Below are 25,153 nucleotides of genomic sequence, written 5' to 3'. Positions count from 1 at the left end.
CTCTCCATCTAAATCAAAAAGGGGCAATGCCATTGCCCCTTTTCTCAATCCAAGGGGGTATCACTATGTTGAGGTATGGAAAAAGCATTTCCGCTATGCTGCTGTCGATTCCGCTGATCGTTGGTTGTCAACCAGCCAATGATGAGAAAGTTGAATCTGAATTAGCCGCATTAAGACAAGAAGTAAAGGACTTAAAAGCACAGGTTGAAAGCATTAACTCAGACATTGAGTTAGCTAAAGAAAATGCAGCCAAAGCAGCCAAGCCAAAATTCAGGACTTTACCCGATCAAAAAGACTTTGATGGCAATGGAACCATTCCGTCTATGGGTGATGACAACGCGACAATCGCGATCATCGAGTTTTCTGACTACCAATGCCCTTACTGCAAACGCTTCACCGACAACACATTCGCAAAGATCAAAGAAAACTATGTCAACTCAGGAAAGGTTAAGTACTTAACAAGAGACTTTCCACTTGGGTTTCATCCACAAGCTAAAGGTGCCGCAATTGCTGCCAATTGTAGCTTTAAGCAAGGTGAGTATTGGTCAATGCGACACGCTTTGTTTTCAAATATGCGCAACTTAAATACCGCTTTGTACCAAAAAACCGCAAGTGACTTAAAGCTTGATATCGACAAGTTCTCTGCATGCCTTGAAGATCCTCAAATGGCAAAAGATGTAGAAAACGACATTGCCCTTGCATCCACTCTTGGTATTCGGGGGACGCCAAGTTTCGTTGTCGGACGTATTGAAGAGGGTCAATTAGTCGGCGCACAACTGGTTGTTGGTGCACAAGATTATCGAGTGTTCGCCGCACTGTTTGAAGATCTTCTTAAAGCGCCTAAATAGACATACATTAAAAGCAGCGACATGAAAAAGAGGCAATAACTTTCGCTATTGCCTCTTTTATAAACGCTAAACAACGGATTCTATTTGCTGTTTCCTTTGCCTTTATTGCCACCGCCACCACTGGTACTGCTCATCTGGATAGAAACTATAGCTATCGCGGTATTTTGGCCATCGGATATTGTGTAGCTGAAGCTATCGCTCCCCTTAAAACTCTTTGCCGGGGTATAAACTAAGCGACCAGAACTGCTTCGACTGACTGAACCCTTAGAGCCTTGACTAAAACCAACCACTTGCAGTAGATCTCCCTCAGGATCGCTATCATTCGCAAGTACATCAATCTCAGTCACTTCTTTTGCCGTCAACACGACTGAATCATCGTTAGCAACAGGAGACGAATTGGCAATCGCCAGGATACGATATTCGACAATGCCATTAGCCACTCCTTCACCGCTTTCCGTTGACAGCGCATTAACTTGAATCGAATACTCACCCTCAGTGGCATTCTCTCCTGAGGTAACCATCAACTCAACACTCGCCTTCTGTCCAGACGCAAGCGAAAGTTCGCGAGTCGAGCTACTCCATCCATTTGGTACATCCGCAGATATTGTATATGACACAGAGTCGCATTCAGAACCATTTTGGCTCGTCAACGTCGCGGAATACACCAAGGTGTCCCCGGCGTTACCCTCTTGAATCGAAGAAGAAAATGTCATCAATGGCGGGGTTATCTCACATACAAGCGCCAAATCGGCAACTTTATAAACACTGCTCGCTCGTGCATTATAACTTGCGTTTAGCATGTTGGTTGCTATCACATCAATACTGTAACTTCCTGCTTCAGCCGAAACGTCAGAAGTAACGCTTAAGCTAATAGATGTCGTTTCACCCGAAGCGAGTGAAGTTGCGCTACTAGTCGTGATCCACCCTTCAGGCGCATTCGTACTGATTTGAAAATTCGCTGACTCACACGCTTGGCTATCATTGTTGGTAATCGTTGCGGTGTAGTTAACGGTCTCTCCCGGTTCGAACTCCGCCGCAGAGTTTGCTACTAGCGTTATCGTTGGATTAGCCATCTCGCACGTCTGAATGCTTGGTTCAATTTGATAAACCGCAGGAATACTGGTTGCCAATCCTAAATCAGTGCTGTTTTCCGCCTTCAGCACCATGTCGTAACTGCCTTCTTGTGCTGAAGCGCTAGACATTACGTTAATTTCTACCGCTTTCGTCTCACCCGAAACCAGTGTCAAAGATTCATGCGTCGATGACCAACCGGATGGAACATTCGCACTCACATTGAATGAAGATGACGAACAGGCATTAGTATCGTTGTTCGTTACATTCAACTTATAAGAGGCAGAGGAACCAGCAACGCCACTCACTAATTGAGTGGATGTAAGAGCAATTGAAGGGCTTGCCTGCATGCATAACTCGTTATCAAAGGTTACATGTACGCTAGCAGCGCTGCCATTTGCCCATTCTGTCGTAATGGTAATACCCGCTTGAACGTCAGTATACGTTTGACCGACAAGCAGCGCAGACTCATCAAGATCTCTCAGGCCACTATTTGGAATCATATCTAGCATCAAGTTACTTTGTGGATCATCTTCCGTCGCTAAGTGGAAAATTACCCCATCCGTAATGCCTGATTTGCCTTCAACAAAGCTATCGAAGCCAATAGCTTGGCGATACTCAAGGTAATACCACAATGGCTTACCTGTAACTTCATCAGTACCACGTCGAATTTTCAACCCTTTGGCACTACCACTACGGGGCGTTTCAACAGGCTCAAGTAAATAGCTACCGTCAGCCTCAACAGAAACGACGTTTCCTGAATCTGTACTAATCCAGCCTAAGAACTCCTTGCTAAAGGCATTAAAATGGCCTGTGATGCCTGACATACCCATGATATCAAGCGCATCACCATACTCTGCCGATGCACATCGGTCACCAATAATGTCTGAGCCACAATCGAAATCTTTAGCGTGATGTAGGCCAAAGTTATGTCCAAGTTCATGTCCAACAGTACGTAGAGTCAAAGAGCCATTCACATAAGCTTTTGATGGATTACCTCCAACCGTTCCTTTACCTGTCCATCCGCATGATGAGTTTTCAGGAAATACATAAACAATTCGCGCATAATTATCAAAGTTAATGCCATTGTCTAAAGCAACATCTTCAGCGGTAGTGTGAATTGTCCAAGTATCGCACGTAGCATTCATGGGCAAGGTATAGTAACCAACAACATCGCCCGTTAACCATACTTGGTCATCTGAGTTTTCTTTATAAAAGTCATTAACTTGGCCAAACACAAGTTCTCGCGCTTGTTCGGCTGACCACGGTGTCTGAATGTTGTCCTGAAAGTTTAATAACATCACCAAAGTACGCTGTTCACCAAATGAACTCGCAGTCAATTGCACCGAATCACTTCCATCCGTAGAAGCCGTGTCACTACCATCGGCTAAAATCAATAAGTTAGATGGATCCTCATTCAATGCCAAAAGGTCTAACTTCTTGCCACTTTGCTTGATGTTGACCCCGCCAACGCGTACTTTGTTGCCATCTCGCAAGCCCTTAGCGACCACGTAATTGGGAAACTTGACTTCGGTTCGCAAGTTTCCAGAATTCAAGATATAACGAAGACGACTGGAGTGCGTTTTATCATCATCTTCATAAAACACTTCCAGAGCGCCTTCTAACTGCTGCTCTTGCTCAACAAAGCCTTGAAGCTCTGATGGAATAAGCTTGCGCTGTTTATTATTAAAAGCGACTTTTGTTGCAAGGTCTGGGTCGATATCAGCCAGTTGCGCAATAGTTTCCTGCCTCGACTTAAGCAACATTAATGCTTCTGAAAAATAACGTAATTTAGCTTCGCCATTGTTATTTTGGTAATTATCAATCGCGACCAATAGATCTGAGCTATTTTGCTGTATTTTTCTTTTTAGATATTTCTTATCAGCAGACAATTTCTCTTTTGATTCATGTACATCAGAATGTGTGTGGTGGTGATATTGATGAGTATTTTGGTTCGTTACATCATTTATATATGCAGCCAAGGAGTTTGACGAAAATATAACAAGGGATATAGCAGCGAACTTTAAAACGTTTCTTTTATTTAAATTAACACTATTAATCGGTAAGCAATTATTAAAATTAAACATAATTATACTTTAGATTTATATCTTATTATGGATAGGAAATAACAACGTCTTATGACTTATGACTCAAGTCAAAACGGGTTACTAATTTACTCGCATTCGTACTACAGAAAGCCATCCAACCAAGTGCGAAATTGCCAAAAGCAATGAAAAATAAAGCCCTCACCTATTTGACAGAATGCAAATCTAGGTAGAGTGACGCACATTACTATGCCTTCATATAGCGTATCTAATCGCATATAAAGAAATAGAACGTATTATGTATTAAATTTAAAGAACAAGTAACTCAAGGCTAATCTGAACCATATTTAACCTGAACTTTAATTTTGTGGGATGCTGTAAGTAACTAATGCAACGGTGCGGATATAAAACCCTTATAATTATTAATTCAATTTCATACTTATTACTTCCTTTAAATATTTAGCGAAGTGAATACTACCAAACCAAACGATTAAAAACCAAACAATTCATACCCAAACCTGATAGTTTTTAAAATGCATTTTTAAATCATAATGATAGAAAACCAAACAATACTGACTTATTAATTTGAAAGGTTGGATTCCATGTGATCTACCTCTAAACAGACATCCTCTGTTGGGTTGTATACCCAAGTGACTTCAAGATGCAGGATTCAGAGCGTTGTTATTGATTCGAGAGTAAGGAAAACAACTTGGTAATAGCTAGCTCTTTCCAAGTTGTTTGACGCAGCAATCGGGTCAATGACACGCTCCCAAAGGGCGAGCTGCCTTGGCTTGTATACTTTGTTGCCGATTCTTGATTTAGAATGACTAGATCTTTAAATCGCCGCCGCGTCTACAAACCAAGTCATTCTCGCTGAACCTAGCATCTCGAGGTTACTTGGGTATTAAGGAACAAATAAAAAGAGCCGCGTATGTCAGCGGCTCTTGGAGTTAAAATTCTTGCTTTCTAAGCACAGCAGTTACAGTTGCGCTTGTAGCGGTCCATTTTACCTATACCTGGGTTAAAGGTATTGGTCGGATCGAGTTGGTGGTAGAACTTTTGCAGCGAGTTTTCTGCTTCGTATAGATGCCCTACGTTGTGCTCGGCTGGGTATTTCGCACCACGACTATTTAGGTGCTCCAGCATCAGCTTCTTCATCAACTTAGTGTCAGTGCCTTTCTTAAAAATATAGTCTTGATGGAAGACATAGCACATAAAGTGACCATAATAGAGAGACTTAACCAGGTTCTTACTTACTTCCTCAGGTAATGTCTCTAACCAATCCTCATCGTTGCGTCGCAACGCGATATCTAGAGCGACAATATCTTCAACTTCGTCACGGTGAATGGTTTCGTAACGAATTGCTGAACCTGCTGCTGCAAAGCGATGTAGATACGCTTTCTTGCCCTCTTCAGGCGTACATTCGAAGAAATCACTATCGCGCTCCGCTACCCAAACCTCTTTGAGGTATTTTTGCGCTTCAACAATGCCTCCGTCACTCATTTTAAGTACAAGGTGGTGCTCGTACTTGTCACGATATTCCAACATGCGCTTAGGAAGGTGCTGGGGGAATAACTTGCTCGCATAGTACAAAATTGTATCTGGCAGGTATTTGCTGACTAGCGGTACACGCTCCAAGAAGTTTTCAACCTTAGCTTTGAGCGAGAACATCTTAGGTAGATTATCCGTGCCTAATAAATCGATAGATAGGAAGACATCTTTACCGTACTTCTCCGCCATGTTGAAGATGTCACGGTGAAGGTACTCGCCCATTTCTGGCAAGTTTTCAAACTGCGTAAGGAAATCTTTTCTGAGCTTGGTGAGCTTATCTGGATCATTGGTACCTAAATAGAACACCTGCTCTTTCTCTGGGATCGGATAGCTGTCGACTCGAACAGCGAACACGCCCAGTTTACCCGCACAGCCACTTGCCTCGTACAGACGACGTTCGTCGGCATTAAAGCGCGATGGGATATCAGAGCTAACGTCGCGGACACGTTCGTCGTACTCTTTGTCCGATGCCATGCGCTCATCATGAATCACTTTATCTGGATCGAAGTTACCATCTTGGATGTTCTGCAAGATCTCTTCAGGTGTCGAGCCTAATCCTTCAATGCCAAGGTGGTTAACAAGATTGAGCTTACCGTCTTTGTCCACCTGAGCGAATATAGCCAACTCTGTATAAGCAGGACCACGTTTAACCAAAGCGCCACCAGAGTTGTTTGCAATGCCGCCCACCACAGTAGCGCCAAGAGAAGAAGAACCAATCACAGAATGTGGTGCTCGATTTACCGCTCGCAACTCTTTTTCCAACGAATGTAAACTCGCGCCCGGAAGACAAACCGCTTGCTTGCCACCGTCTAACAAATAGATTTGCTTCATTTTGGTAATATTGATCACCACCACGTCGCGGTCGTAATCACTACCACTTGGCGCAGAACCTTCAGTCAGACCAGTCTTAGCCGCCTGCATGATGATGATGCAATTGTTCTCCACACATTGTTGGATCACCTTCCACTGCTCCAGCAGCGTATTAGGGAAAACCACCGCCAATGCCGTGCCGCTTCCAGAGCGAAAACCGCTGCGGTAATACTTGGTTTTGATTTCATCGGTAAGGACGTTTTCTTCCCCGACAATGGTGACAAATGCGTCGATGAGCTGCTTTTGTTTCATATCCATATCTCTAATTATTATGCCCTGCCAATATAAGTAGTCCGATTCTTTACGTCCATTAAACCTAAGTTCAGTACTCACGCCAAGATCAAGTCAATAACGTTATTTCTCTTCAAATTCATGTATTTAAATTTTCTAGAATTCCAAAATCAACAAAGAAACTTATCGTTTCCAAAAAGAAACAATAGCAGAGGACACTGTTAACAAATGTGCTCACGTTTGTAGAAATAGAAAGTTAGATTTCGCCGCCACTCTCTGTGTGTCTAGCGAAAACCGTAGCGACGCAGAAAACAAAACCATAACACTCACGAACATTTAGGTTATAAACACGTTATAGCACTGTGAGTCTTCAGAGATGTGAAGAAAGACGAGATATAGGATATTTTTAGATTAAACGGCGATACCACATAAAGAGTGGACTGCCTATAAAAAGAGCCAAACTTTCAGAATTGATGACTACGACTTTGGAAACACTGATAAAGGTGTTCAATAAAGATCTTAATCTTTTCAGGTTGCTGACGTGTGTAAGGGTACACCGCATAGATGCCCAAGCACTTAGCGGTTTCATCTTTAAACAACTGGATGAGATTTCCTTGCTGTAAGTCTCCATATACCAATACTCGAGGCACATAAATAATGCCTTGCCCTAGCAAAGCGACATTACGTAACGCAGATGAGTTGTTGGTACACAAATTTCCATCCACCTTAACCTGATATACCTCATCATCGTGTTTGAAAGCCCATTCACGCGCACCTGTCTCTTGATAGGCATAAACCAAGCAGTTGTGCTTAGTGAGATCGTTCGGCGTTTTTGGTTTGCCATGTTTGGCGACGTACTTAGGCGATGCACATACAATCCAGTTTGCATCAACGAGTTTACGCGCTATCAGGCTTGAATCAGGCAAAACCCCAGTACGAATTGCAAGGTCAAAACCTTCATTCACTATGTCTGCAAAGCGGTTATCCAGTTCCATATCAATGTTGATATCTGGGTAAGCTTGGTTGAATTCAGAAATAACCGTAGGAAGGATAAGTTCACCAGAGATGGTAGGAACGGTAATCTTGATATTGCCGGATAGGCTCTTACCTAAACCAACAATAGACTCTTCCGCGGTTGCGACGACTTGGTAAACACTGCGAGCATGTTCGAAGAAGGATTGCCCTGCTTCTGTGAGCTTAAGCGTGCGTGTGGTTCGATACAGAAGCTGAACACCAATTTCCTGCTCCAGTTTAGCAATGCGCTTACTGACGACCGACTTAGTAAGTTCCATTTGTCTTGCAGCAGCGCTGAATGACCCCTGTTCAACCAGATGATAGAAAATAATGTAATCGTCGGTGTTTCTCATGTCTTTGCTGCTTCCTTGCAAAAGAACTATTGTAAATTGCTTTAGAGCCAAATGCAGATTGAAAAGTCACACTTGTGTGAAGAGAGTTGGTGTAATTCACCAAATAGCAGATACAAAAAAACCAGCTTTCGCTGGTCTAATGTTGATGCTTTCACATCTGGATACCGCTATTGCCATAGCCATAATTTGGAGCGACACACGAGGTTCGAACTCGTGACCTCAACCTTGGCAAGGTTGCGCTCTACCAACTGAGCTAGTGTCGCAAAATGGAGGCGCCTCCCGGAATCGAACCGAGGTCCACGGATTTGCAATCCGCTGCATAGCCACTCTGCCAAGGCGCCTTAATTTCTAACGCTCCAGAGCTGTGCCCCGTTGCGTTGGTTGCTACTTTACGGATTCAGAAAATATAGTCAAACAAAAAACTGTACTTTTCTGTTTGTTTGCTTTGTTTTAAACCAAATAGCTGAGAATTCGATCTAATTGACGATTTATTGATAGCATCAGCGCCTTATATAGATTGGTAATAGATAAAGCAAAAGCGACGTAGAATGTCGCCCTTGTTTTATCTATTTCGCTATCAACCGTTAGCCACACGCTTAAATAATCGACCCACAACATTTGGATGATAAGACCAAGTATGATCAAACATCGACATTAACGCTGGGTTGCCATACTTCGACAAGCTAATAGCATGGAAGCGGTTTTTCTTCGCTTTTAACGCATCGATTTTCGCAAGCAACTCATCTTGCTGTTTTGGCGCAATAAAGTCCGAGATCACCACCATGTCGGCATTTTTGTATTTGTCACTGTTCATCAAATCAATGGATTTAATCAACGTCGGCTCCAAATCCGTACCACCATGAAAGCTGTAAGTTAAAAAGTCGGCAGCTTCGCGCAAGCCATCCTGACGTGTTAACTCATAAGTAATGTGCTCAGTGGAGAAGATAATAACGTAACAATCACGCTGCTCTGCCAGAGCAATTTGCATTAACGCGTACGCCATCGCTTTAGCACATTGCTCAGGGAAGCCACTCATTGAACCTGACGCATCGACGCAAACGATAAACGGTCCTTTTTCAACGTCCACCGCTTTGTTGTCTGGTTTGTGCGCTTTCACTTTGCGTAGTGTACGAGACTTACCTTGCGTGCGGTAGTTCATCAAACGTTTATCAACCAAATGCTTGTAGAACACCACTTCAAGCTCTGGGTAAGCCAAAAACATGGTTTCATTCGGTAGCAACTTGTTGAGATCGTCACTTTCGTGAATACCGACGATGTCGTCTGTCGCTTCGTCACTCTTTTCCTCAACCATTTGCAGCTCTTCTGCTGGAGCACGATTGAGGTCAGGATCATTGACTTGCCCCGCCATGCGACCAAGTTGTTCAGCGATTTCTTGTAAGCCTTTGTGCTTTTTAAGGAACTCGGCGTGACGCTTCATCACGGTTAAGTCAGTTTTACTCAACTTCGCAGATGCCATATCCCACAAGCGCCCTACGCTTTCTTCATCACCAGACTCCGTTACCTTGTCCATGTTACGCATGGTTTCCATACGCTGATAAAGATCATTGAGGACTTTTTCCTTGTTCTCTTCAAGCTCGGTGACTTGTGCTTGTTTTATCGCTTCGGCAAGACTTTGGTACCACTGATCACAGAAGTAATGAGGGAACATTGGGTTGTTTACGCCCTTGTTCTTTTCCATCATGCGACGCGCTTGAATGTAGAAAGCAGAGTGCCATTCAAGCTTTTTGATCACGTCATCAATGCGTTCGAAGAATTCATCTTCATCCCAATAAATCACTTCTTGGTAAAGCGCGAGCTCTTGTTGGAAACGTTCAGTTTCACAAACTTTGGTCATACGCTTTTTGACGTTACCACGCCACTTTAGTAGATGACTTTTAACAGAAGATTTCATACCTCTGTTCTCTGCCATCATCATAACTTGTGAACGCGCCATCAAATCATTAACCGCGCTATCAATGATGCCTGAATCTGCCACCATGAGCGCTAAATTGAGTCCGTCTGCACCTAACATGTCGTCTCCTTAAGAGAAAAACTGATGTAAGTTTTTGAAGCGTTGAATGATCTTCTCGCTTTCACCTTGGATAGACTCAAGTCTTTGGCTCACCTGTTGTAGACTCGACTCCATTAAACGTGGTAATTCTGGGTCCACGAAACTATGCGGTAATGCGCCATGGAAATTGGCTTTTACCTTACGCATATGATGCTCAGCTTCACTCAATTGGCTTACTGCTTTCTCGCTTTCAGCCAACCATTTTTGGTAAAGCTCAACGTCTAAACCTTGTTGAGTCACTAAGCTCACCAACACACCGCGATTGGCAATGTCACGGATTACTAGGTTGTTTGCCGCATCAACATCGAAACGCAGACGGCACATATTGGTATTTTGGTTCACGTAGCCATATACGTCGCCATGACCTTCTTTGATTACTCGATCAAGCTCGTCTTTTGGTACATACACCCAGCGGCTGTCACCCTTCTCTGACTCTGATACCGACATGTTACTTTGTAGAATAACCAGCTTAACCAAATTCACTGCCGCACCTACTTTGTAGGTTTTCGCTTTGGAGGTATCAAAGCTCATGGTTTCTTTGCGAAGCAGACCAGTAGCAGCTTCAGCGTTTAGCGTCATGCGGTATTTGTCTTCAAGCTCATGTTGAACATCAACCAAAGATTCACGACAGTATTCGATCTCTTGCTCAGCTTCTTGCTGGTCAAAGGCATGTTTTAGCGCAAACTCTTGAATCACACCGCGAACAACATCGCGTGACTCAGGGCTGTTCCATAAACAATCTTGTAGCAATAGAAGATCAAGTGGGTTTATTTCATCACGACCATTAAAAAACGCGCTTGCTTTCAGCAGTTTCACTGCTTTTTTCCATCGACGATCAGATACGTACATATCTGTTAGCGATGCATCACCAAACTCAGATTCGACTTTACTTTCCAACATAGACTTAAGTTGATATAGCTTTTCAAATGCGTTGTCAGTAAGCGTAAGTTTGTCTAACTGTTGCTGCCAGCGGTGGTATTCTTCATCCGTGATCGCTAAGCCTTCTGGAACCTGCGCTTCTTGAGACGTACCCACTGTCAGCATGGATTTGAAATTCTGTTTGTCCTGAATGCGGTTTACGAACACGCGCACCAACATACGGTCGTAAAGTGCGTCCAAGCCACTATCTTCATCTGGTAGCTCGTTTGATGCCGAAACCAAAAGTCGCATCGGTACACGCTCGATGTCACTGCCGTTTTTAAACGTTTTTTCGTTCACAACGGTCAACAGCGTGTTCAAAATGGCTGGACCTGCTTTCCAGATCTCATCCAAGAAAACTACTTGTGCGGTCGGTAAGTATCCCTGAGTAAGACGTACGTAACGGCCGTTGTCTTTCAACTCTTGAATGCTAAGTGGACCAAACACTTCTTCTGGTGTTGAGAAGCGAGTCATCAAATACTCAAAGTAGCTACTGTTATCAAATGCTTGGATTAGACGTTTAGCGATTAAGCTTTTTGCGATACCAGGAGGACCTAAAAGGAAGACACTCTCACCAGATAAAGCGGCGAGAAGACAAAGTTTGATGGTGTGTTCGCGTTCGTAAACGCCGTCGGTCAGTGCTTTGGCCAGCTTGTTGATGCGCTCTGAAAGAAGGGCTTTTTCAGCATTTGATGCAAATGATGGTTGTATCATACGAGCTCCGGCTTCTAAACATCGACTGTATATTTAATTTTATACATTTGTTATCACTTTGTTACAAGTGTATTTTTTAGTGAATCTCTCTTATATCAAACCGCATCTCGGCGCGCGCGCGAGCAAACAAAGTTTCCATTTATGGGAGGTAACTCACTGAAAATGCAATCGCTTTCGTATCTATATTCCATTTTCTGCTTTAGTTTCACGTCAAATATGGTTAATGTTCCAAAACACTCTCTACTCTCGGAGAGTTCGTCTTCAAAGCAGAGCCATAAACGACATGAGCAAAACAATTCATACATGGAAGCAAATTTCATTAGTTGAAGAAGAAGTTAAACTCCCAACAGGTCGGATGATTACACATACCACTATCCAACACCCCGGTGCTGCCGTTATCTTACCGATCACTTCTGACGGCAAAATTGTTCTTGTTAATCAGTTCCGCCCCTCTTTGAACAAGTGGCTACTTGAACTACCTGCCGGTACACGTGAAGGTGATGAGGATCCTTTGCATTGCGCTCAAAGAGAGCTAGAAGAAGAAACAGGATACAGCGCCGAAAAGTTCACATCGCTTGGTCAAGTTACACCTCTTGCTGGTTTCTGTGATGAAATCCAGTACTTGTTTGTTGCTGAGCAACTGAATAAAACCAATCGATACGAATGTGACGACGACGAGGTGATTGAAGTAGTGACATTGTCACGAAAACAACTCGAACAACAAATTATTCAAGGCATGATTACTGATACCAAAACTATCGCTTGCCTAAGCAAAGCTCGTCTTTGCGGTTATATTTAGGTCTTTTCGACCGAGGAGAGAATTATGGACTTTCGATCAGATACCGTTACGCAACCTACCCAAGCTATGCGTGAAGCAATGTTTACCGCTCCTGTCGGCGATGATGTGTACGGTGATGACCCTACCGTTAACGAGTTAGAGCAATTTGCCGCGGAGCTTGCGGGCTTTGAAGCGGCGTTGTTCACAACGTCTGGTACTCAAGCAAACCTACTTGGCTTAATGGCGCACTGTGAACGCGGTGACGAATACCTATGTGGACAGCAAGCGCACAACTACAAGTACGAAGCTGGCGGCGCTGCGGTACTGGGTTCGATTCAGCCTCAGCCGATTGAAAACAACCCAGACGGCACCCTACCGTTCGATAAACTGGAAGCGGCTATCAAACCAGACGATGCACACTTTGCACGTACACGCCTATTAAGTTTAGAGAACACCATCAACGGAAAAGTCATTCCCCTTTCCTACCTAGCTGAAGCGCGTGAGTTCGTAAACAAACATAACTTGCAGATGCACCTAGATGGTGCTCGTGTATTCAACGCAGCCGTTGCGCTTGATGTTCCGGTTAAAGAGATTGGTCAGTACTTTGATTCAATGACGATCTGTTTGTCGAAAGGCCTTGCTGCTCCTGTTGGCTCATTATTGCTTGGCAACAAAGAATATATCGCTAAAGCGCGCCGCTTAAGAAAGATGGTCGGTGGTGGTATGCGTCAAGCTGGTATTCTTGCAGCAGCTGGTAAACTGGCGCTGACTGAACAAGTAGAACAGCTGAAACAAGACCATATTAATGCAAAAACCTTGGCGGAAGGCTTAGCGGAACTATCAGGCTTTTCAGTGAATCCAGAATTTGTTCAAACTAACATCGTCTTTGCCAAGCTTGAACCACAAGTGGACATCACCGGCATTGCAGAGAAAATGAAGGAACAAGGCATCACGATTACTCCAGGAAATCCTATCCGCTTCGTGACGCACAAAGATATTTCGGCGCAAGACATCGTTACTTTCCTAACTAGCCTTAAATCTATGCTTTAACTTGATTTTGATCATTGAGCTTCCCCTAAGGGGAAGCTTTATTCTATCTAGAAACCAATATTCTAGATTCGAGAATCATCCATGCTTAGATACTTACTTCTAACGTCTCTTCTTATCTCTTCTTCTGTTATGGCAAAACCTTTTGGTGATGCTGAAAAAGGCAAAATAAAGTCTCCAAGCTGCGTGTATTGCCATGGTGCTAACGGCATGACCAACAACGAAGCGTACCCAAATCTTGCCGGACAAAATGCGAAGTATCTTTTTGATTCAATGAAAGCCTATCAAGACGGGCTTCGTTTAGGCCCTTTGGCAGAGATGATGGCAGCCCAATTGCGCATGTTGAATGATGAAGATTTACGCGATGTTGCTGCGTTTTATTCAGAACAACTTCCTCATGCAGAAAAGTGAATAATTATGGGGTTTGTTCATCACTACAAACCCCAACGTCGTTTTCAATCACACAACATCTTACCAAAACAATTAACTAACAAATCATCAGCTAATAATACAACCCTCTCCAGATCAAATTATTGATGAGTTTATAGTTCAACAACTCAGTTAATATTGACTTTTTATTCTAATTTATCGATATTTCATGCTTTCTATAATTCGACGTGAAATAGATTATGTCCCACACACACGCTCAGCCATCGGAATCGGCGGCAACCCCTAAATCATGGCAGATGCCTGATACCCTCATTTTGATCTTCATTGTTGGTATTCTTGCTGCGATTCTTACCTATTTAATTCCTGCTGGTCATTTTGATAGCCAACAGGTGACGTACATGGTCGACGGTGCAGAGAAAACACGCACTGTTATTGACCCTTCTTCTTTCTCTTATGCAACCGACGAAAACGGTGAACTGGTTTACAACAAAGTTGGACTGTTCGCTTCAGGCGGTGGCATTGGTCTAATGAACTTCCCATTCGAAGGTCTGGTTTCAGGCTCTAAGTGGGGTAGCGCGATCGGCGTTATCATGTTCATGCTGGTTATCGGTGGTGCTTTCGGCGTGGTAATGCGCACAGGTACAATCGACAACGGTATCCTGCGCCTTATCGACAAGACTAAAGGTAACGAAGCGCTATTCATTCCAGTTCTGTTCTTGCTGTTCTCTTTGGGCGGCGCAGTATTTGGTATGGGAGAAGAAGCCGTTGCATTTGCAATTATTATCGCGCCATTAATGGTTCGCCTTGGCTACGATGGTATTACCACGGTAATGGTAACCTACGTTGCCACTCAAATTGGTTTCGCAACATCTTGGATGAACCCATTCTCGGTAGCGATCGCGCAAGGTATCGCTGGTATTCCGGTTCTGTCTGGTATGACTGTACGTATGGGCCTTTGGGCTGCGTTTACCGCGATTGGTATTGCTTTCACTATGATTTACGCATCGCGTATCAAAGCAAACCCTGAGCTTTCTTACAGCCGCCGTACTGACAAATACTTCCGCCAGCAAGAACTTGGTGATCATGACTCTCGTTGGAACCTAGGTGACACCCTAGTTATCCTTACGGTTATCGCAACTACAGTATGGGTTGTTTGGGGCGTAGTGGCTAACGCATGGTACATCCCAGAAATCGCATCTCAATTCTTCACAATGGGCTTTGTCGTTGCGATTATCGGTACGATCTTCCGTCTGAACGGCATGACGCTAAACTGCGCGGCTGACGCGTTTAAAGAAGGTGCAGCGATCATGCTTGCTCCTGCTCTGTTGGTTGGTTGTGCGAAAGGTGTATTACTTATCCTAGGTGGCGGTACTACTGATGAAGCGAGCGTACTAAACTCGATCCTGAACAGCGCTGGTGGCGTGATCAGCGGTCTTCCTGACGTTGCTGCGGCTTGGTTGATGTATGTTTTCCAATCTATCTTCAACTTCTTCGTGACTTCAGGTTCAGGTCAAGCAGCGCTGACAATGCCTCTACTCTCTCCTCTTGCAGACATCGCTGGCGTTACACGTCAGGTTGCGGTTCTAGCATTCCAACTTGGTGACGGTTTCACTAACGTTATCGTTCCTACTTCAGCGTCGCTAATGGCAACGCTGGGTGTATGTCGTATCGACTGGGGTGACTGGGCGAAATTCTGCTGGCGCTTTATGCTATTACTCTTTACCCTATCGAGCATTGTCGTCGTCGCAGCTCACGTGATGGGTTTTGCGTAAACTGATTACCAATATCCCCAAGTAACTTAAACGCGAAAGCGGAGCTTGGGTATAAAGAATAAGGCGAGACAAGGTTCTCGCCTTTTTTAATTTAAGCCGTATGGCAAACAAGCATCGAAGTAAGATGTTTTGGAGTGACAACTTTAATGGCAACACAATTTCTGGATGACGTAATTCAAGGTCATCAAGTCATTCAATCTCTTGACGTAACAGACTTGCCTGCAGGCGAGCATAAGTTTTGGTTCCGTATCGCAACCAACGCCCTATCTCAATGGCAACATTTGCCTGTGTTGGTTTTCAAAGGCGAAAAACCGGGTAAGAAAATCATGATCACAGCAGGTGTTCATGGTGACGAATACAATGGTGTTTTAGCGGCGCAAAAGACTGCTCGTGAACTGATTGGTAAAGACATCGCAGGTTCTGTAACTGTCGTTCCGACCATCAACCTAACTGGTATGCTGAACCACAGCCGTGACTTCTTCTCTGCGGATCATGATGCATCTCCTGCAAACTTAAACCGTTTCTTCCCTGGCGATGCAAACGGCAACGAAGCAAACCGCTTCCTATTTGCTTTGTGGAATAACCTTCTTAAGCCGAACGCAGAACTGGCGATTGATTTACACACTCAAACCACTGGTGCCGCTTACCCGCTGTACGTATTTGCCGATTTCCGTATTGAGCAATCTTTGGAAATGGCTCGCCTTATCAACCCAGACGTGATTCTTAACGATCCGGGTGACGCAGGTGTACTTGAAACCGTCTGGAACAACAGCGGCATTCCAAGCATCACCATCGAGGTGGGCATGGGTCGTTACACAGAACAAGAGCTGATCGACCGTACCGTGACTGGCATCTTCAATATCCTCGCTCGTCATGACGTAGTGACTGGTGAAGTTGCAGAGATCACGCCTTGCCTAGAAGGCAAAGACATCATCAGCATTCGCGCTGAATTGGGTGGCTTTGTACTGCCACAAGTGAATATGATGGATAAGGTAGAACAAGGTCAATTGGTCGCGATTCAATACGACAGCTTTGGTGATGAGATTCAGCGTTACACGGCGCCAACAGAAGGCACGGTGCTGAGCCACAACATTGAATCGATCCGCGCACCAGGCTCTTTGGTTGTTCGACTAATTAAGTAATGCCTTTGAATTTAATAGTTCCTAATTTCAGTCTGTTAGACTCAAACCAATAACACAAAGCCCTGCATAACTTGCAGGGCTTTTCTTTGTTAGTCTCTTCAACATTTCTTCAGTTAGGCTTCGCGTGACAATGTCACCAATAAAACCAAAACTGCACACAACATAAGAACAAATCCAAGGTTTTGAATCATTCCAGCTAAGCCTAGGCCTGAACCAATCATCAAGTAGTACATTAATCCTAGCAATGCCCCTGCGCTGCCCGCTTGTTGCTTGTAATCAACTAAAGCGGTACTCAGTATATTTGGAATGGCGATACCAAATGACATAACCACGAACAACATGGGTGCTAAGAACCAAACCGAGTCTTGAAGCAGAAACACACCAAAGCCACCAATAATCAACAGTGTTGATGCAATCCAAAGTAGATGCGCTTGTGAGCGACCTTTTGCTAACAACGATTTATTCATCAAACTGCCGATTAAGGTACCAACGCCCAATATCACACCGCTGTATCCGAACTGCTCCGAACTCAGCCCGAGCTGCTCAAAAGTGAATGCGCCCAATTGGTAGTACGCGAACAAAGCAATGTTGTAGAGCGCAACCAACAATGCAGATTGCCAGATTTGAGCGTCTTTCAACATTCGTCCTAGCAAAGAACCGATCTCTAATGGCTGCTTCTGAGTTTGTGTTTCAGGCAGCTTTACCGCGTTGTAGCACAGCATTACAAGCGCCATGATAAACAAAGCAAAGAAGACAAGTTCATAGCCGCCGAGTGCTGTTAACTGACCGCCGATCAGCATGCCAACCACCGGGCTAATGGAAATCCCCATGCCCATAACGCTAAATACTCTGCCTAGCTCATCACCAGAAAAACTGTCTCTTAACATAGTTTGTGTCACGACCGACCCAACCGCAATACCAAAAGCACTGAACGCGCGAGCTATCATCATCACATCAAAGCTGTCTGTTTGCATAGCGACCAAAGCAGATACGCCGTAAACCAGCAACCCTGCCAACATGGTCGGGCGTCTGCCCCACTTATCGGCCAAGATTCCCCAAACCACCACGCCTATAGCAAACGCAGAAAAATAGATAGACAGGGTTTGCGCCGCTTGGGAATACGTCACAGCAAACGACTGAGCAATGTTGCCAAGTGCTGGGCTGTAAATCGTCTCCACAATTTGCGGAAACATCAGCATCACCACCATCAATCCAATAGAAGGTTTCGTTTTCATTTTTACCTCTCTGTCCCACCCGTGCCGATATTTCGTGGCTTAAGTGGGTAACGAACTTAACTTGGCGTGCAGTATAGAAGGCGTTATGCTTTACCCATTAACAACATTAAAACCAAAAACATCAAGAATCGGACAAATGGCAATTATTGAAGATAATACTCGATTTGATGCGGACGCGATTGCCGCGAGTGTGGTTGGCATTGCAGCGGACGTCGGCAAACATGATTCCGGTATGCACGAGCACAAGAAAGGACAATTGCTTTATGCGCCACAAGGCTGCATGACGTTCGCACTCAATAACTCTATTTGTACCTTACCACCAACTAAAGCAGTGTGGATTCCACCACATACTTCTCACAGAGCCGTCATGACCAACGTTGTGGCTTACCGTTCACTCTATTTCGATTGCAGTAAATACACATGCCCTGATGAAATAGTGATGATTGAGGTGAACGATCTTTTAAAAGCACTGATCGACAAAATGGCATTATGGGAATGGGATATTGAAGAAACAAAAACTCAGGCTACGAGCACTTTGTTTTGGGAAGAGTTTTACCAAGCGAAGCAGTTTGAGTTTTCATTGCCCTTGCCTTCTGATCGACGTTTAACAGAGTTTCGTAAGGCAATGACCAAGGGTGATTTTATAGCACCTGAGTTAAACCAACTGTCACAAACCGTTGGCGCGAGCAGTAAAACCATTACGCGCCTATTCAAGGCTGAGACTGGCATGGCTTATCAAGATTGGCGTCAACAATGGCGACTGCTTAAAGCTATTGAACTCTTATGTGAGGAAAGACAAGTCAGTGATGTTGCCCATTGTTTGGAGTTCTCATCAGACAGCGCATTTATTGCGTTCTTTAAGAAACAAACCGGACAGACACCACTGAGTTTTATGAAGCACAGATCGTTGTTATAAGGCAATCATTTCGCGTGTTATTTGGTTTGGTCTACGAGAATTAGCTCGTCCAACGCAAAGCCTTTCTCTTTTGCTACTTGTTTGAAACGCTCGACCGTTGCTTTATCGACAGTTGGTGTGCGTGACAGTAGCCATAGGTAGTCGTGATTGAAACCAGAGATAAACGCGTAGTCGTAGTTCTCACCTAGCTCAAATACGATGTAAGACGAATAAAACGGACCGAAGAAAGACACTTTCAAATGCCCTGTGTTTTCACCATCGACGAAATACGCTTTGCCGTCAGCTTGCGTCCATTCTTTATCTTCTTCTGAATAGCCTCGGTTGATAACCGTTACGCCACCATCCTCACGTAACTCGTATTCAGCCGTCACATTCGATAAACCACGCTCAAAGGAATGATCAAGACGTGCAATTTCATACCACTTGCCTAGATATGGTTGAAGTTCAAAGTTGTTGACCGGCTCCACGCCGTCCGGTTTAGACGTACAGCCAAACAACGTTGCAAGGGACAAAAGTAAAAGTGTTTTAAGAGATTTCATACAGCAACCTGAAATTAATTTAGTGTCTGATTTTACTATAGAAGATAAGAAATCGATCAAAAACGAATGTACCTAAATTCTCCACAGGACAGTCCTACCTCTTGGAAACCTTGTAGTGCTTCAAACACATTAAAGTGGCTCACGACAACAACCTTTCGATATTGACGGTAACGCTCCAGTACTAACTCCGCTCGTGTTTTTAGCTCGTCAACATGTTCATAGCGGGGGTCAGTCATTGAAATACCTACTTTTAAAAGCTCTCGATATTCGTGCCAACGTCGGTCTCTCTCATTCAAGGTAATGTAGCCACCTTCTTTGTCAGCACGCCACTCTCTCAAGTCATGCTCAACAAACAAAGGCAAACCGCGATGACGATTGAGAATTTCTGCAGTTTGAAGAGTACGCGTATAAGGTGAGCTGATGATGATATCGGCATCGTCAAATACTACATGATTGAGTTTTTCTTGCAGCACGGGCAAATGCTCTCGACAGAGCGGCGCATAGTCCTTTTCAAGTTGGGTCATCTGCCGCTCATCCGCTAACGTAAAATCTGGCACGCCATGCCTTACAAATACAATATCCATATTGTGGTACTCGTCCTTGTTAAATTGCTATTGAGAAATTGGAGTCAGTTTTAGATAGGAGTGCACTTCTCCATTTTTGTATTCAATCGCAGAGTGGATGGAAGGTTCACGGTTTCCTACAACAGAAAGTTCATAAGTGTTTTCACCTTTGTAGATCGTGATATGAAGTACGCCAGCCTCTAGCTCCCAATGCCCTTTGGTATGAAGGCGTCCAAACAAGGTGTATTCATCGAGTGAACCATCCGCATGTAAGTGCACCTCTGTGATGTAGCCACCTGTGCAGCTCTTGATCCAGCAACGATCACTGACTTCTTCGAAGCGTATTTCTCTTTTGCTTGTCTTCCACTTTGAGAAACGTTCAGACTCCGCAAAAGACGCTTCGATATCGGAATGTTCTTTGATAGGCGCACCTTCAAGCTCACGTAAGCAAAGCTGAATCCAACTAGTTATTTGCATGGAATGTCCTCAAGGTTTCAATTGCCCTTTTTACGCCTAAACGTGGGCTGCTTAATACTGGTATGTCAACATCAACTAATGACGCTGCACCTGACATAGAAGCTTGTGCCAAGACGATTACGTCATAATCGCGAGCCTTTTGCTCTATTACCCCTTTGATCTTATCGTAATAGCCTTGGTCATCTTGGTTGAGAAACCGTTCCCAAGCTCCTTCAACCACAAACGTATCTAACTGACGGATACAATTGCCCTCACTCGTCTCAAGTAACGCTAAGCTAGGTTCAAGCGTTGTCGATAATGCCGCAAGTAACAACACTCGCTCATAAGTTACAGCTTGGTCACCCATCGCGCGGTCGATACACTGAACATTGATGTCCTGCTCTGTAAGTGATTCAGCAAAGCGACCAATTGAGGAACAGGTACAAACCACCAAGTTTGCTTGTTCAGAAAGCTCTCGTACTTTGTCTTGTACAGTTTGTTTTACCTTAGATTCGTCCTCGCCAGCAACCAACCTATCCAGTAAGTCAGTATCGGCAAAGTGTGCGACTTTTAAATCAGGTGCGAGCTCTGTCATCAGTTCAGAGAAACGTGGAATGTGTACGGGTGAAGTATGCAGAAAATAAAGGTTGTATGGCTTCATGCTAAGTTATCGATTTTTAGTTCACTTCCGACAACTTAGCACAAGGCAATGTGAATTAATGCGATCAGAGTTATTGTTGTGCTTCCCAAAGGTCGAGAAAATACTTGCCATAAATCACTTCCGTTTGCATATGCATAATCAGCAGAAATGCAATCAGAACTAATACAGTACGATTGAAATAGCAGCTGACTTTGGCACGGACTTTTATGTCGAATATACCGATGTGAATACCAACATAAGCAAAGGGGTAAACCAACATAACCGCAAGTAACCAACCAAGGTAGCTCGATATTGCCATTTCTTCGTGACCGATCATAGTACCTCCACAATGAATACGACGGTAACCAATAGTATTCATCATTTGAATAATGATGAGTTTTATAAATTTAGACAACTGCGAGCCGTAATTAAAAACTCATTTAAATAAGTTACTTATCTATTTATAAAATCTTGAGAGCCAAGAAAATCTTGTGCCATTTTTGGCGAAGTGATGTGGATGAACTCGACAGGCGAACCTTTTAAGTCCTCCTTCAGTTTTAAATAACGCTTCCGATTCTTTCGGTAATTCTTAACCGACCACCAAATAATCGAATCCTTACTCAAAAACGCTTTTCTAAAACTTTCTCTATTTCCAGTTCCTTCCCAGAACTCTTCTTGAGTCCATGCCCTTTTGATCGCACGAGTTACGGAGCGATAAGTGGTGATAGAACGTGAATAATCGAGCCAGATGATGGTATCGACTCTTTGCCATTTGTATGGTTGTGTTCTGCTGTAGTTCCCGTCGAGTACCCAAGCGTCTTGTTGAGTCACGTCCACAACTTTATCGAAGAACATCTCATCATCGAGTTCTTTCCAATCGGGAAGCCAGAACAACCTGTCCATTTCTATGTACGTGACACCTAATTTCATTGCGAGCTGCTTTGAAAACGTTGATTTACCGCTTCCACTGCTGCCTACTACATTGATCCTTTTCATTAAATCCTCCTAGGTGACCGTACCAAATTGACAAAGAGCGACGCACTCCAACTATAGGTAAGCCGGGAAAATGCGGAGGCGGAATACTAATGATTAGGCTTTAAAGTTCTAGTGTAGGTTCAATAGGGTGTGAAGTAACGCGCATAAAAAAGCCTCCCGTTAAGGAGGTCTATACCCAAGTGACTTCAAGGTGCTGATTCAGAGCGTTGTCATTGATTCCCTGTTTACCGAAAGTAAGCAAGGAAAACAACGAAGCGGAATAGCCAGCTCTTTCCAAGTTGTTTGACGCAGTAATCGGGTCAATGACACGCTCCCTGAGGGCGAGTTGACTTGGCTTGTATACTTTGTTGTCGATTCTTGATTTAGACCCACTAAACCTTTAAATCGCCCCGCGTCTGCAAACCAAGTCAATCTCGCTGAACCTAGCACCTCGAGGTTACTTGGGTATACCTAAACTAATGGGCTAATTACAACTTATCCCACGCGTCTGACCAATAAACAGTTTCACCTGGCGCATAAGAAGGGTTTGAACACCATCCTGTGTATGGCCATGGTTTACATTGATACAAGTTGCCATCTGAACCTGTGACAATGTCACCTGCTTCATACGTTTTTCCAGATTCATACGGAGGGTAACTGCTGCCATCAGAAACAATTACAGAACGTTGAGCCGTCGTAGTTTGATTAGCACTGTCCGTTACGCGGTAAACCAAGTCGTAGACGCCTAGAACGTTCACATCTACGCTGCCCTCTACACGCACTTGATCAGTCAAATCACCGTCTTCTGCATCCGTGGCTTTTACACCTGCCATTGGGTCAAATGCATCACCAAGCTGTATGGTCGTATCCGTTACACCTTCAAACTCAGGCACTAGGCTGTAAACAACAACTGTTCTGCTTTGCTTGGTTTCATTGTTGTCGCTGTCTTTTACACTGTAAACCAAAACATATGTGCCAACGGTGTTCACATCAACTGAACCTTCGACAGTGATGCTGTTAGTTAGGTCTCCATCTTCTTTATCAGACGCGGTAACACCAGCATACGGATCAAATGAACTACCGTGATGCACGCGAACATCACTGATGCCGCTGAACACCGGTTCACCTTCACTTGGCGGTGGTGGAGTCTGGCCATGGATGAACGGACCGTAATCCTTCACAAACTTTTCACCGTACGCCTGACCATTCTTGTCTGTGCCCATATCCCAGTTCACCGACCATGTCATTACGCCACGAAGTGCCTGCCCTTGCGCTTTAAGTTGGTCAAACGCGTCGTAAAGATCTTGAGGGTCTTGTACAAAGCCCGTTGCCGCTGCATCAATGTTAGATGGAATACCAAACACCAATTTATCATGCCGAATTTTGTGGAAACCACGTGTACCGTTCGATAGAGAGTCTGAAATGTAGTAAATGAATTCTTGTTTTAGCGCATCATTGTTTTGTGCAATCCAACCCACACCTTCAACCCAAATGCCATCACCACCTTGGTTGTAAAACTGAGGGTTGATCCAATCATAGTACCCTTCTAATCCCGTAATATAAGGAACGTATTTGCCACCTTCTGTTAGGTATGGAGACTCAGGCGCCATCGTAATTAGGAAGTTTTTCCCCTGCTGTTGGTAGTGTTCTTTTACAAGACGAAGTGCAGCTGGGATTACTGTTTGGTTGTCTGACGCGGTTACTGCAGATTGCTCCAAGTCGATATCTAGACCATCAAAGCCGAACTTATCAGTCAGGCGGATGATCTCTTGAGCGAATGCTTGTTCATCGCCAGTTTTCAGCTCGACGTGCGCATCTGCACCACCAAGCGCAATAAGAACGGCGCGTCCTTGTTGGTTTAGTGCGCCAATTTGATCAATAAATTGTTGTTCTGAAAGACCAATATTTGGATCGAGCTTAAAAGTTGGAATGCGGCCTTCGCTGGTATTGAACACCTTCATAAAGGAGACGTTAACCACATTGTACATAGGATCAACTTCATCCAGCGTCACACACGGTGCATTGCCGCCCTTGTAACCAGCCCCATCGCACCAGTTATGCCAATAACCGACTACGACACCACCATCTGGATTCACCATTTCATTAGCGGATGCTACGTTTGAAAGACCACTCAAACCCAATGCTACTGCTAGATATAGCGCTTTTTGCTTCATCGTGTTACCTCTCATCCATTTTGCTTCATCACAACAATCATTCAGCACTTTCTATTGGTGCCTAATGAATTTTTATTGGATTATATGGCCGTATTGAGAAAACAGATACACGTGCAAAGTTTTGTTTTCCATGTCTATTTTATAATTGTGATCTTAATTCACGACGCAAAATGAATAGAAAATTAGCGTTCGCTCTCAAGCGTGACTTACTATCAAAATCACGCAAAAAGTTAACCAAAATCTATTATTTTGAGGTCACTCGCAACGATTTAATCAGGATTTAACCCTGTTCATATAAAAGTTTGCACAACGTAGACATTGGGCTGGAATGCCAACCTATATAATGCGGGCTTACATAAATAGAGGTTATTTTTATGAAATTAAAAACAGTGTCAGCTTGCGTAATCTTGGTTTTGCTTGTCGGATGTCAGCAAAAATCTCAAGATGAAGCGACACAGCCAACAACCTCGGCAGATGTATGTGATACACAAGGAAATATGCCAGGTGGGTGGAACAAATTCGATGCTACCCCAGACGCTCAAAAGGCTATGGCCTTTGTCCTAAATAAAATGGAAACTCTCGCTTCGTTTAAACAGATCTTGTCCGTTCATGCACAAATTGTAAGTGGTGTGAACTACGCGATAGAGTTTGAATTGAATGACGGCTCAGTTTGGAACACGGTTGTTTACCGCAACCTTGATGGTGAATATGCGATTACGCAATCACCGAAAGAAGGTCGCTTCTGCGAACAATAAATGCTTCGAGACTGAGGACCAAAAAGCCCCGCTACTTTACACTGTAATCTAGCGGGGCTTTTTGTTTATCAATGTTTATCGGTAC

At 44.0% G+C, this 25,153-nt stretch carries 21 protein-coding genes and 2 tRNA genes; 8 read left to right on the top strand and 15 right to left on the bottom strand.

Annotated elements, in window-relative coordinates:
• The first annotated feature begins 65 nt into the window (after nucleotides 1-65).
• Nucleotides 66-848, top strand: a complete 783-nt coding sequence (locus ACTS60_RS10375; RefSeq protein WP_440888152.1) for a DsbA family protein — start codon at nucleotides 66-68, stop codon at nucleotides 846-848.
• Between the two features lie 80 nt (nucleotides 849-928).
• On the opposite strand, the gene ACTS60_RS10370 is transcribed toward ACTS60_RS10375, so the two are convergent.
• The 7 genes from ACTS60_RS10370 to ACTS60_RS10340 all read right to left on the bottom strand — a co-directional run bounded on the left by ACTS60_RS10370 (nucleotide 929) and on the right by ACTS60_RS10340 (nucleotide 11,686).
• A complete protein-coding gene (locus ACTS60_RS10370) occupies nucleotides 929-3,754 on the bottom strand; it encodes an NEW3 domain-containing protein (RefSeq protein WP_440888297.1) in 2,826 nt (941 codons plus the stop codon).
• A gap of 1,176 nt (nucleotides 3,755-4,930) precedes the next feature.
• Nucleotides 4,931-6,637: a D-lactate dehydrogenase gene (gene dld / locus ACTS60_RS10365; protein ID WP_440888151.1), complete on the bottom strand. Its 1,707-nt coding sequence runs from the start codon at nucleotides 6,635-6,637 to the stop codon at nucleotides 4,931-4,933.
• Between the two features lie 443 nt (nucleotides 6,638-7,080).
• On the bottom strand, nucleotides 7,081-7,983 hold the full coding sequence (locus ACTS60_RS10360) for a LysR substrate-binding domain-containing protein (protein WP_440888150.1): 903 nt from the start codon (nucleotides 7,981-7,983) through the stop codon (nucleotides 7,081-7,083).
• A 187-nt stretch (nucleotides 7,984-8,170) separates the two neighbouring features.
• Nucleotides 8,171-8,246 (bottom strand) — tRNA-Gly (locus ACTS60_RS10355).
• Nucleotides 8,247-8,250: 4 nt separating this feature from the next.
• Nucleotides 8,251-8,324 (bottom strand) — tRNA-Cys (locus ACTS60_RS10350).
• Nucleotides 8,325-8,560: 236 nt separating this feature from the next.
• A complete protein-coding gene (gene viaA, locus ACTS60_RS10345; protein ID WP_440888149.1) occupies nucleotides 8,561-10,015 on the bottom strand; it encodes an ATPase RavA stimulator ViaA in 1,455 nt (484 codons plus the stop codon).
• A 9-nt stretch (nucleotides 10,016-10,024) separates the two neighbouring features.
• A complete protein-coding gene (locus ACTS60_RS10340) occupies nucleotides 10,025-11,686 on the bottom strand; it encodes an ATPase RavA domain-containing protein (RefSeq protein WP_440888148.1) in 1,662 nt (553 codons plus the stop codon).
• Between the two features lie 283 nt (nucleotides 11,687-11,969).
• Between ACTS60_RS10340 and ACTS60_RS10335 the strand changes: the two genes are divergently transcribed.
• The 5 genes from ACTS60_RS10335 (at nucleotide 11,970) to ACTS60_RS10315 (ending at nucleotide 16,815) form a co-directional block, all read left to right on the top strand.
• Nucleotides 11,970-12,485, top strand: a complete 516-nt coding sequence (locus ACTS60_RS10335) for an NUDIX hydrolase (protein ID WP_440888147.1) — start codon at nucleotides 11,970-11,972, stop codon at nucleotides 12,483-12,485.
• A 24-nt stretch (nucleotides 12,486-12,509) separates the two neighbouring features.
• Nucleotides 12,510-13,514 (top strand): low-specificity L-threonine aldolase, encoded by a 1,005-nt coding sequence (gene ltaE / locus ACTS60_RS10330; protein WP_440888146.1) that lies wholly within the window; start codon nucleotides 12,510-12,512, stop codon nucleotides 13,512-13,514.
• A gap of 81 nt (nucleotides 13,515-13,595) precedes the next feature.
• Entirely contained in the window at nucleotides 13,596-13,922 is a 327-nt protein-coding gene (locus ACTS60_RS10325) for a c-type cytochrome (RefSeq protein WP_440888145.1), read from the top strand.
• A 218-nt stretch (nucleotides 13,923-14,140) separates the two neighbouring features.
• Nucleotides 14,141-15,673, top strand: coding sequence for a putative basic amino acid antiporter YfcC (yfcC, locus tag ACTS60_RS10320; protein ID WP_080992052.1), 1,533 nt, complete (start codon nucleotides 14,141-14,143; stop codon nucleotides 15,671-15,673).
• A gap of 146 nt (nucleotides 15,674-15,819) precedes the next feature.
• A complete protein-coding gene (locus tag ACTS60_RS10315; protein ID WP_440888144.1) occupies nucleotides 15,820-16,815 on the top strand; it encodes a succinylglutamate desuccinylase/aspartoacylase family protein in 996 nt (331 codons plus the stop codon).
• A gap of 113 nt (nucleotides 16,816-16,928) precedes the next feature.
• On the opposite strand, the gene ACTS60_RS10310 is transcribed toward ACTS60_RS10315, so the two are convergent.
• Nucleotides 16,929-18,050 (bottom strand): multidrug effflux MFS transporter, encoded by a 1,122-nt coding sequence (locus tag ACTS60_RS10310; protein WP_440888143.1) that lies wholly within the window; start codon nucleotides 18,048-18,050, stop codon nucleotides 16,929-16,931.
• Nucleotides 18,051-18,186: 136 nt separating this feature from the next.
• On the opposite strand from ACTS60_RS10310, the gene ACTS60_RS10305 reads away from it, so the two are divergent.
• The gene (locus ACTS60_RS10305) at nucleotides 18,187-18,966 is read left to right on the top strand and encodes an AraC family transcriptional regulator (RefSeq protein ID WP_440888142.1); all 780 of its coding nucleotides are present in this window, start codon (nucleotides 18,187-18,189) and stop codon (nucleotides 18,964-18,966) included.
• A gap of 17 nt (nucleotides 18,967-18,983) precedes the next feature.
• Here the strand turns inward: ACTS60_RS10305 and ACTS60_RS10300 are convergent, their stop codons facing one another.
• The 7 genes from ACTS60_RS10300 to ACTS60_RS10270 all read right to left on the bottom strand — a co-directional run bounded on the left by ACTS60_RS10300 (nucleotide 18,984) and on the right by ACTS60_RS10270 (nucleotide 24,313).
• Entirely contained in the window at nucleotides 18,984-19,505 is a 522-nt protein-coding gene (locus ACTS60_RS10300) for a lipocalin family protein (RefSeq protein ID WP_005444070.1), read from the bottom strand.
• Between the two features lie 56 nt (nucleotides 19,506-19,561).
• Nucleotides 19,562-20,089, bottom strand: coding sequence for a histidine phosphatase family protein (locus ACTS60_RS10295; RefSeq protein ID WP_440888141.1), 528 nt, complete (start codon nucleotides 20,087-20,089; stop codon nucleotides 19,562-19,564).
• Between the two features lie 27 nt (nucleotides 20,090-20,116).
• Nucleotides 20,117-20,545 carry a hypothetical protein gene (locus ACTS60_RS10290; protein WP_182025175.1) on the bottom strand — a complete coding sequence of 143 codons (429 nt, stop codon included), beginning with the start codon at nucleotides 20,543-20,545 and terminating at the stop codon, nucleotides 20,117-20,119.
• A complete protein-coding gene (locus ACTS60_RS10285; protein ID WP_440888140.1) occupies nucleotides 20,532-21,185 on the bottom strand; it encodes an amino-acid racemase in 654 nt (217 codons plus the stop codon). The genes ACTS60_RS10290 and ACTS60_RS10285 overlap by 14 nt, the downstream gene beginning before the upstream one ends.
• 70 nt (nucleotides 21,186-21,255) lie before the next feature.
• The gene (locus ACTS60_RS10280; protein ID WP_440888296.1) at nucleotides 21,256-21,501 is read right to left on the bottom strand and encodes a hypothetical protein; all 246 of its coding nucleotides are present in this window, start codon (nucleotides 21,499-21,501) and stop codon (nucleotides 21,256-21,258) included.
• A gap of 116 nt (nucleotides 21,502-21,617) precedes the next feature.
• Nucleotides 21,618-22,160 (bottom strand): adenylate kinase, encoded by a 543-nt coding sequence (locus ACTS60_RS10275; RefSeq protein WP_440888139.1) that lies wholly within the window; start codon nucleotides 22,158-22,160, stop codon nucleotides 21,618-21,620.
• A 467-nt stretch (nucleotides 22,161-22,627) separates the two neighbouring features.
• Nucleotides 22,628-24,313: an immunoglobulin-like domain-containing protein gene (locus ACTS60_RS10270; RefSeq protein ID WP_440888138.1), complete on the bottom strand. Its 1,686-nt coding sequence runs from the start codon at nucleotides 24,311-24,313 to the stop codon at nucleotides 22,628-22,630.
• Between the two features lie 374 nt (nucleotides 24,314-24,687).
• Between ACTS60_RS10270 and ACTS60_RS10265 the strand changes: the two genes are divergently transcribed.
• On the top strand, nucleotides 24,688-25,068 hold the full coding sequence (locus ACTS60_RS10265; protein WP_440888137.1) for a cystatin domain-containing protein: 381 nt from the start codon (nucleotides 24,688-24,690) through the stop codon (nucleotides 25,066-25,068).
• The last annotated feature ends 85 nt before the right edge of the window (nucleotides 25,069-25,153 follow it).

Source organism: Vibrio sp. WZ-1, assembly GCF_052037695.1.
Classification (GTDB): domain Bacteria; phylum Pseudomonadota; class Gammaproteobacteria; order Enterobacterales; family Vibrionaceae; genus Vibrio.
The sequence above is the reverse complement of the archived record's forward strand: the minus strand, read 5'-3'. Positions and strand labels throughout refer to the sequence as shown.

Excerpts from the sequence above, each read along its gene's own strand:
- ltaE (WP_440888146.1), top strand. The coding sequence starts at position 12,510 with ATGGACTTTCGATCAGATACCGTTACGCAACCTACCCAAGCTATGCGT.
- viaA (WP_440888149.1), bottom strand. The coding sequence starts at position 10,015 with ATGTTAGGTGCAGACGGACTCAATTTAGCGCTCATGGTGGCAGATTCA.
- ACTS60_RS10295 (WP_440888141.1), bottom strand. The coding sequence starts at position 20,089 with ATGGATATTGTATTTGTAAGGCATGGCGTGCCAGATTTTACGTTAGCG.
- ACTS60_RS10325 (WP_440888145.1), top strand. The coding sequence starts at position 13,596 with ATGCTTAGATACTTACTTCTAACGTCTCTTCTTATCTCTTCTTCTGTT.
- dld (WP_440888151.1), bottom strand. The coding sequence starts at position 6,637 with ATGAAACAAAAGCAGCTCATCGACGCATTTGTCACCATTGTCGGGGAA.
- ACTS60_RS10270 (WP_440888138.1), bottom strand. The coding sequence starts at position 24,313 with ATGAAGCAAAAAGCGCTATATCTAGCAGTAGCATTGGGTTTGAGTGGT.
- ACTS60_RS10300 (WP_005444070.1), bottom strand. The coding sequence starts at position 19,505 with ATGAAATCTCTTAAAACACTTTTACTTTTGTCCCTTGCAACGTTGTTT.
- ACTS60_RS10285 (WP_440888140.1), bottom strand. The coding sequence starts at position 21,185 with ATGAAGCCATACAACCTTTATTTTCTGCATACTTCACCCGTACACATT.
- ACTS60_RS10305 (WP_440888142.1), top strand. The coding sequence starts at position 18,187 with ATGGCAATTATTGAAGATAATACTCGATTTGATGCGGACGCGATTGCC.
- ACTS60_RS10360 (WP_440888150.1), bottom strand. The coding sequence starts at position 7,983 with ATGAGAAACACCGACGATTACATTATTTTCTATCATCTGGTTGAACAG.
- ACTS60_RS10375 (WP_440888152.1), top strand. The coding sequence starts at position 66 with ATGTTGAGGTATGGAAAAAGCATTTCCGCTATGCTGCTGTCGATTCCG.
- yfcC (WP_080992052.1), top strand. The coding sequence starts at position 14,141 with ATGTCCCACACACACGCTCAGCCATCGGAATCGGCGGCAACCCCTAAA.
- ACTS60_RS10290 (WP_182025175.1), bottom strand. The coding sequence starts at position 20,545 with ATGCAAATAACTAGTTGGATTCAGCTTTGCTTACGTGAGCTTGAAGGT.
- ACTS60_RS10265 (WP_440888137.1), top strand. The coding sequence starts at position 24,688 with ATGAAATTAAAAACAGTGTCAGCTTGCGTAATCTTGGTTTTGCTTGTC.
- ACTS60_RS10335 (WP_440888147.1), top strand. The coding sequence starts at position 11,970 with ATGAGCAAAACAATTCATACATGGAAGCAAATTTCATTAGTTGAAGAA.
- ACTS60_RS10280 (WP_440888296.1), bottom strand. The coding sequence starts at position 21,501 with ATGATCGGTCACGAAGAAATGGCAATATCGAGCTACCTTGGTTGGTTA.
- ACTS60_RS10340 (WP_440888148.1), bottom strand. The coding sequence starts at position 11,686 with ATGATACAACCATCATTTGCATCAAATGCTGAAAAAGCCCTTCTTTCA.
- ACTS60_RS10310 (WP_440888143.1), bottom strand. The coding sequence starts at position 18,050 with ATGAAAACGAAACCTTCTATTGGATTGATGGTGGTGATGCTGATGTTT.
- ACTS60_RS10275 (WP_440888139.1), bottom strand. The coding sequence starts at position 22,160 with ATGAAAAGGATCAATGTAGTAGGCAGCAGTGGAAGCGGTAAATCAACG.
- ACTS60_RS10315 (WP_440888144.1), top strand. The coding sequence starts at position 15,820 with ATGGCAACACAATTTCTGGATGACGTAATTCAAGGTCATCAAGTCATT.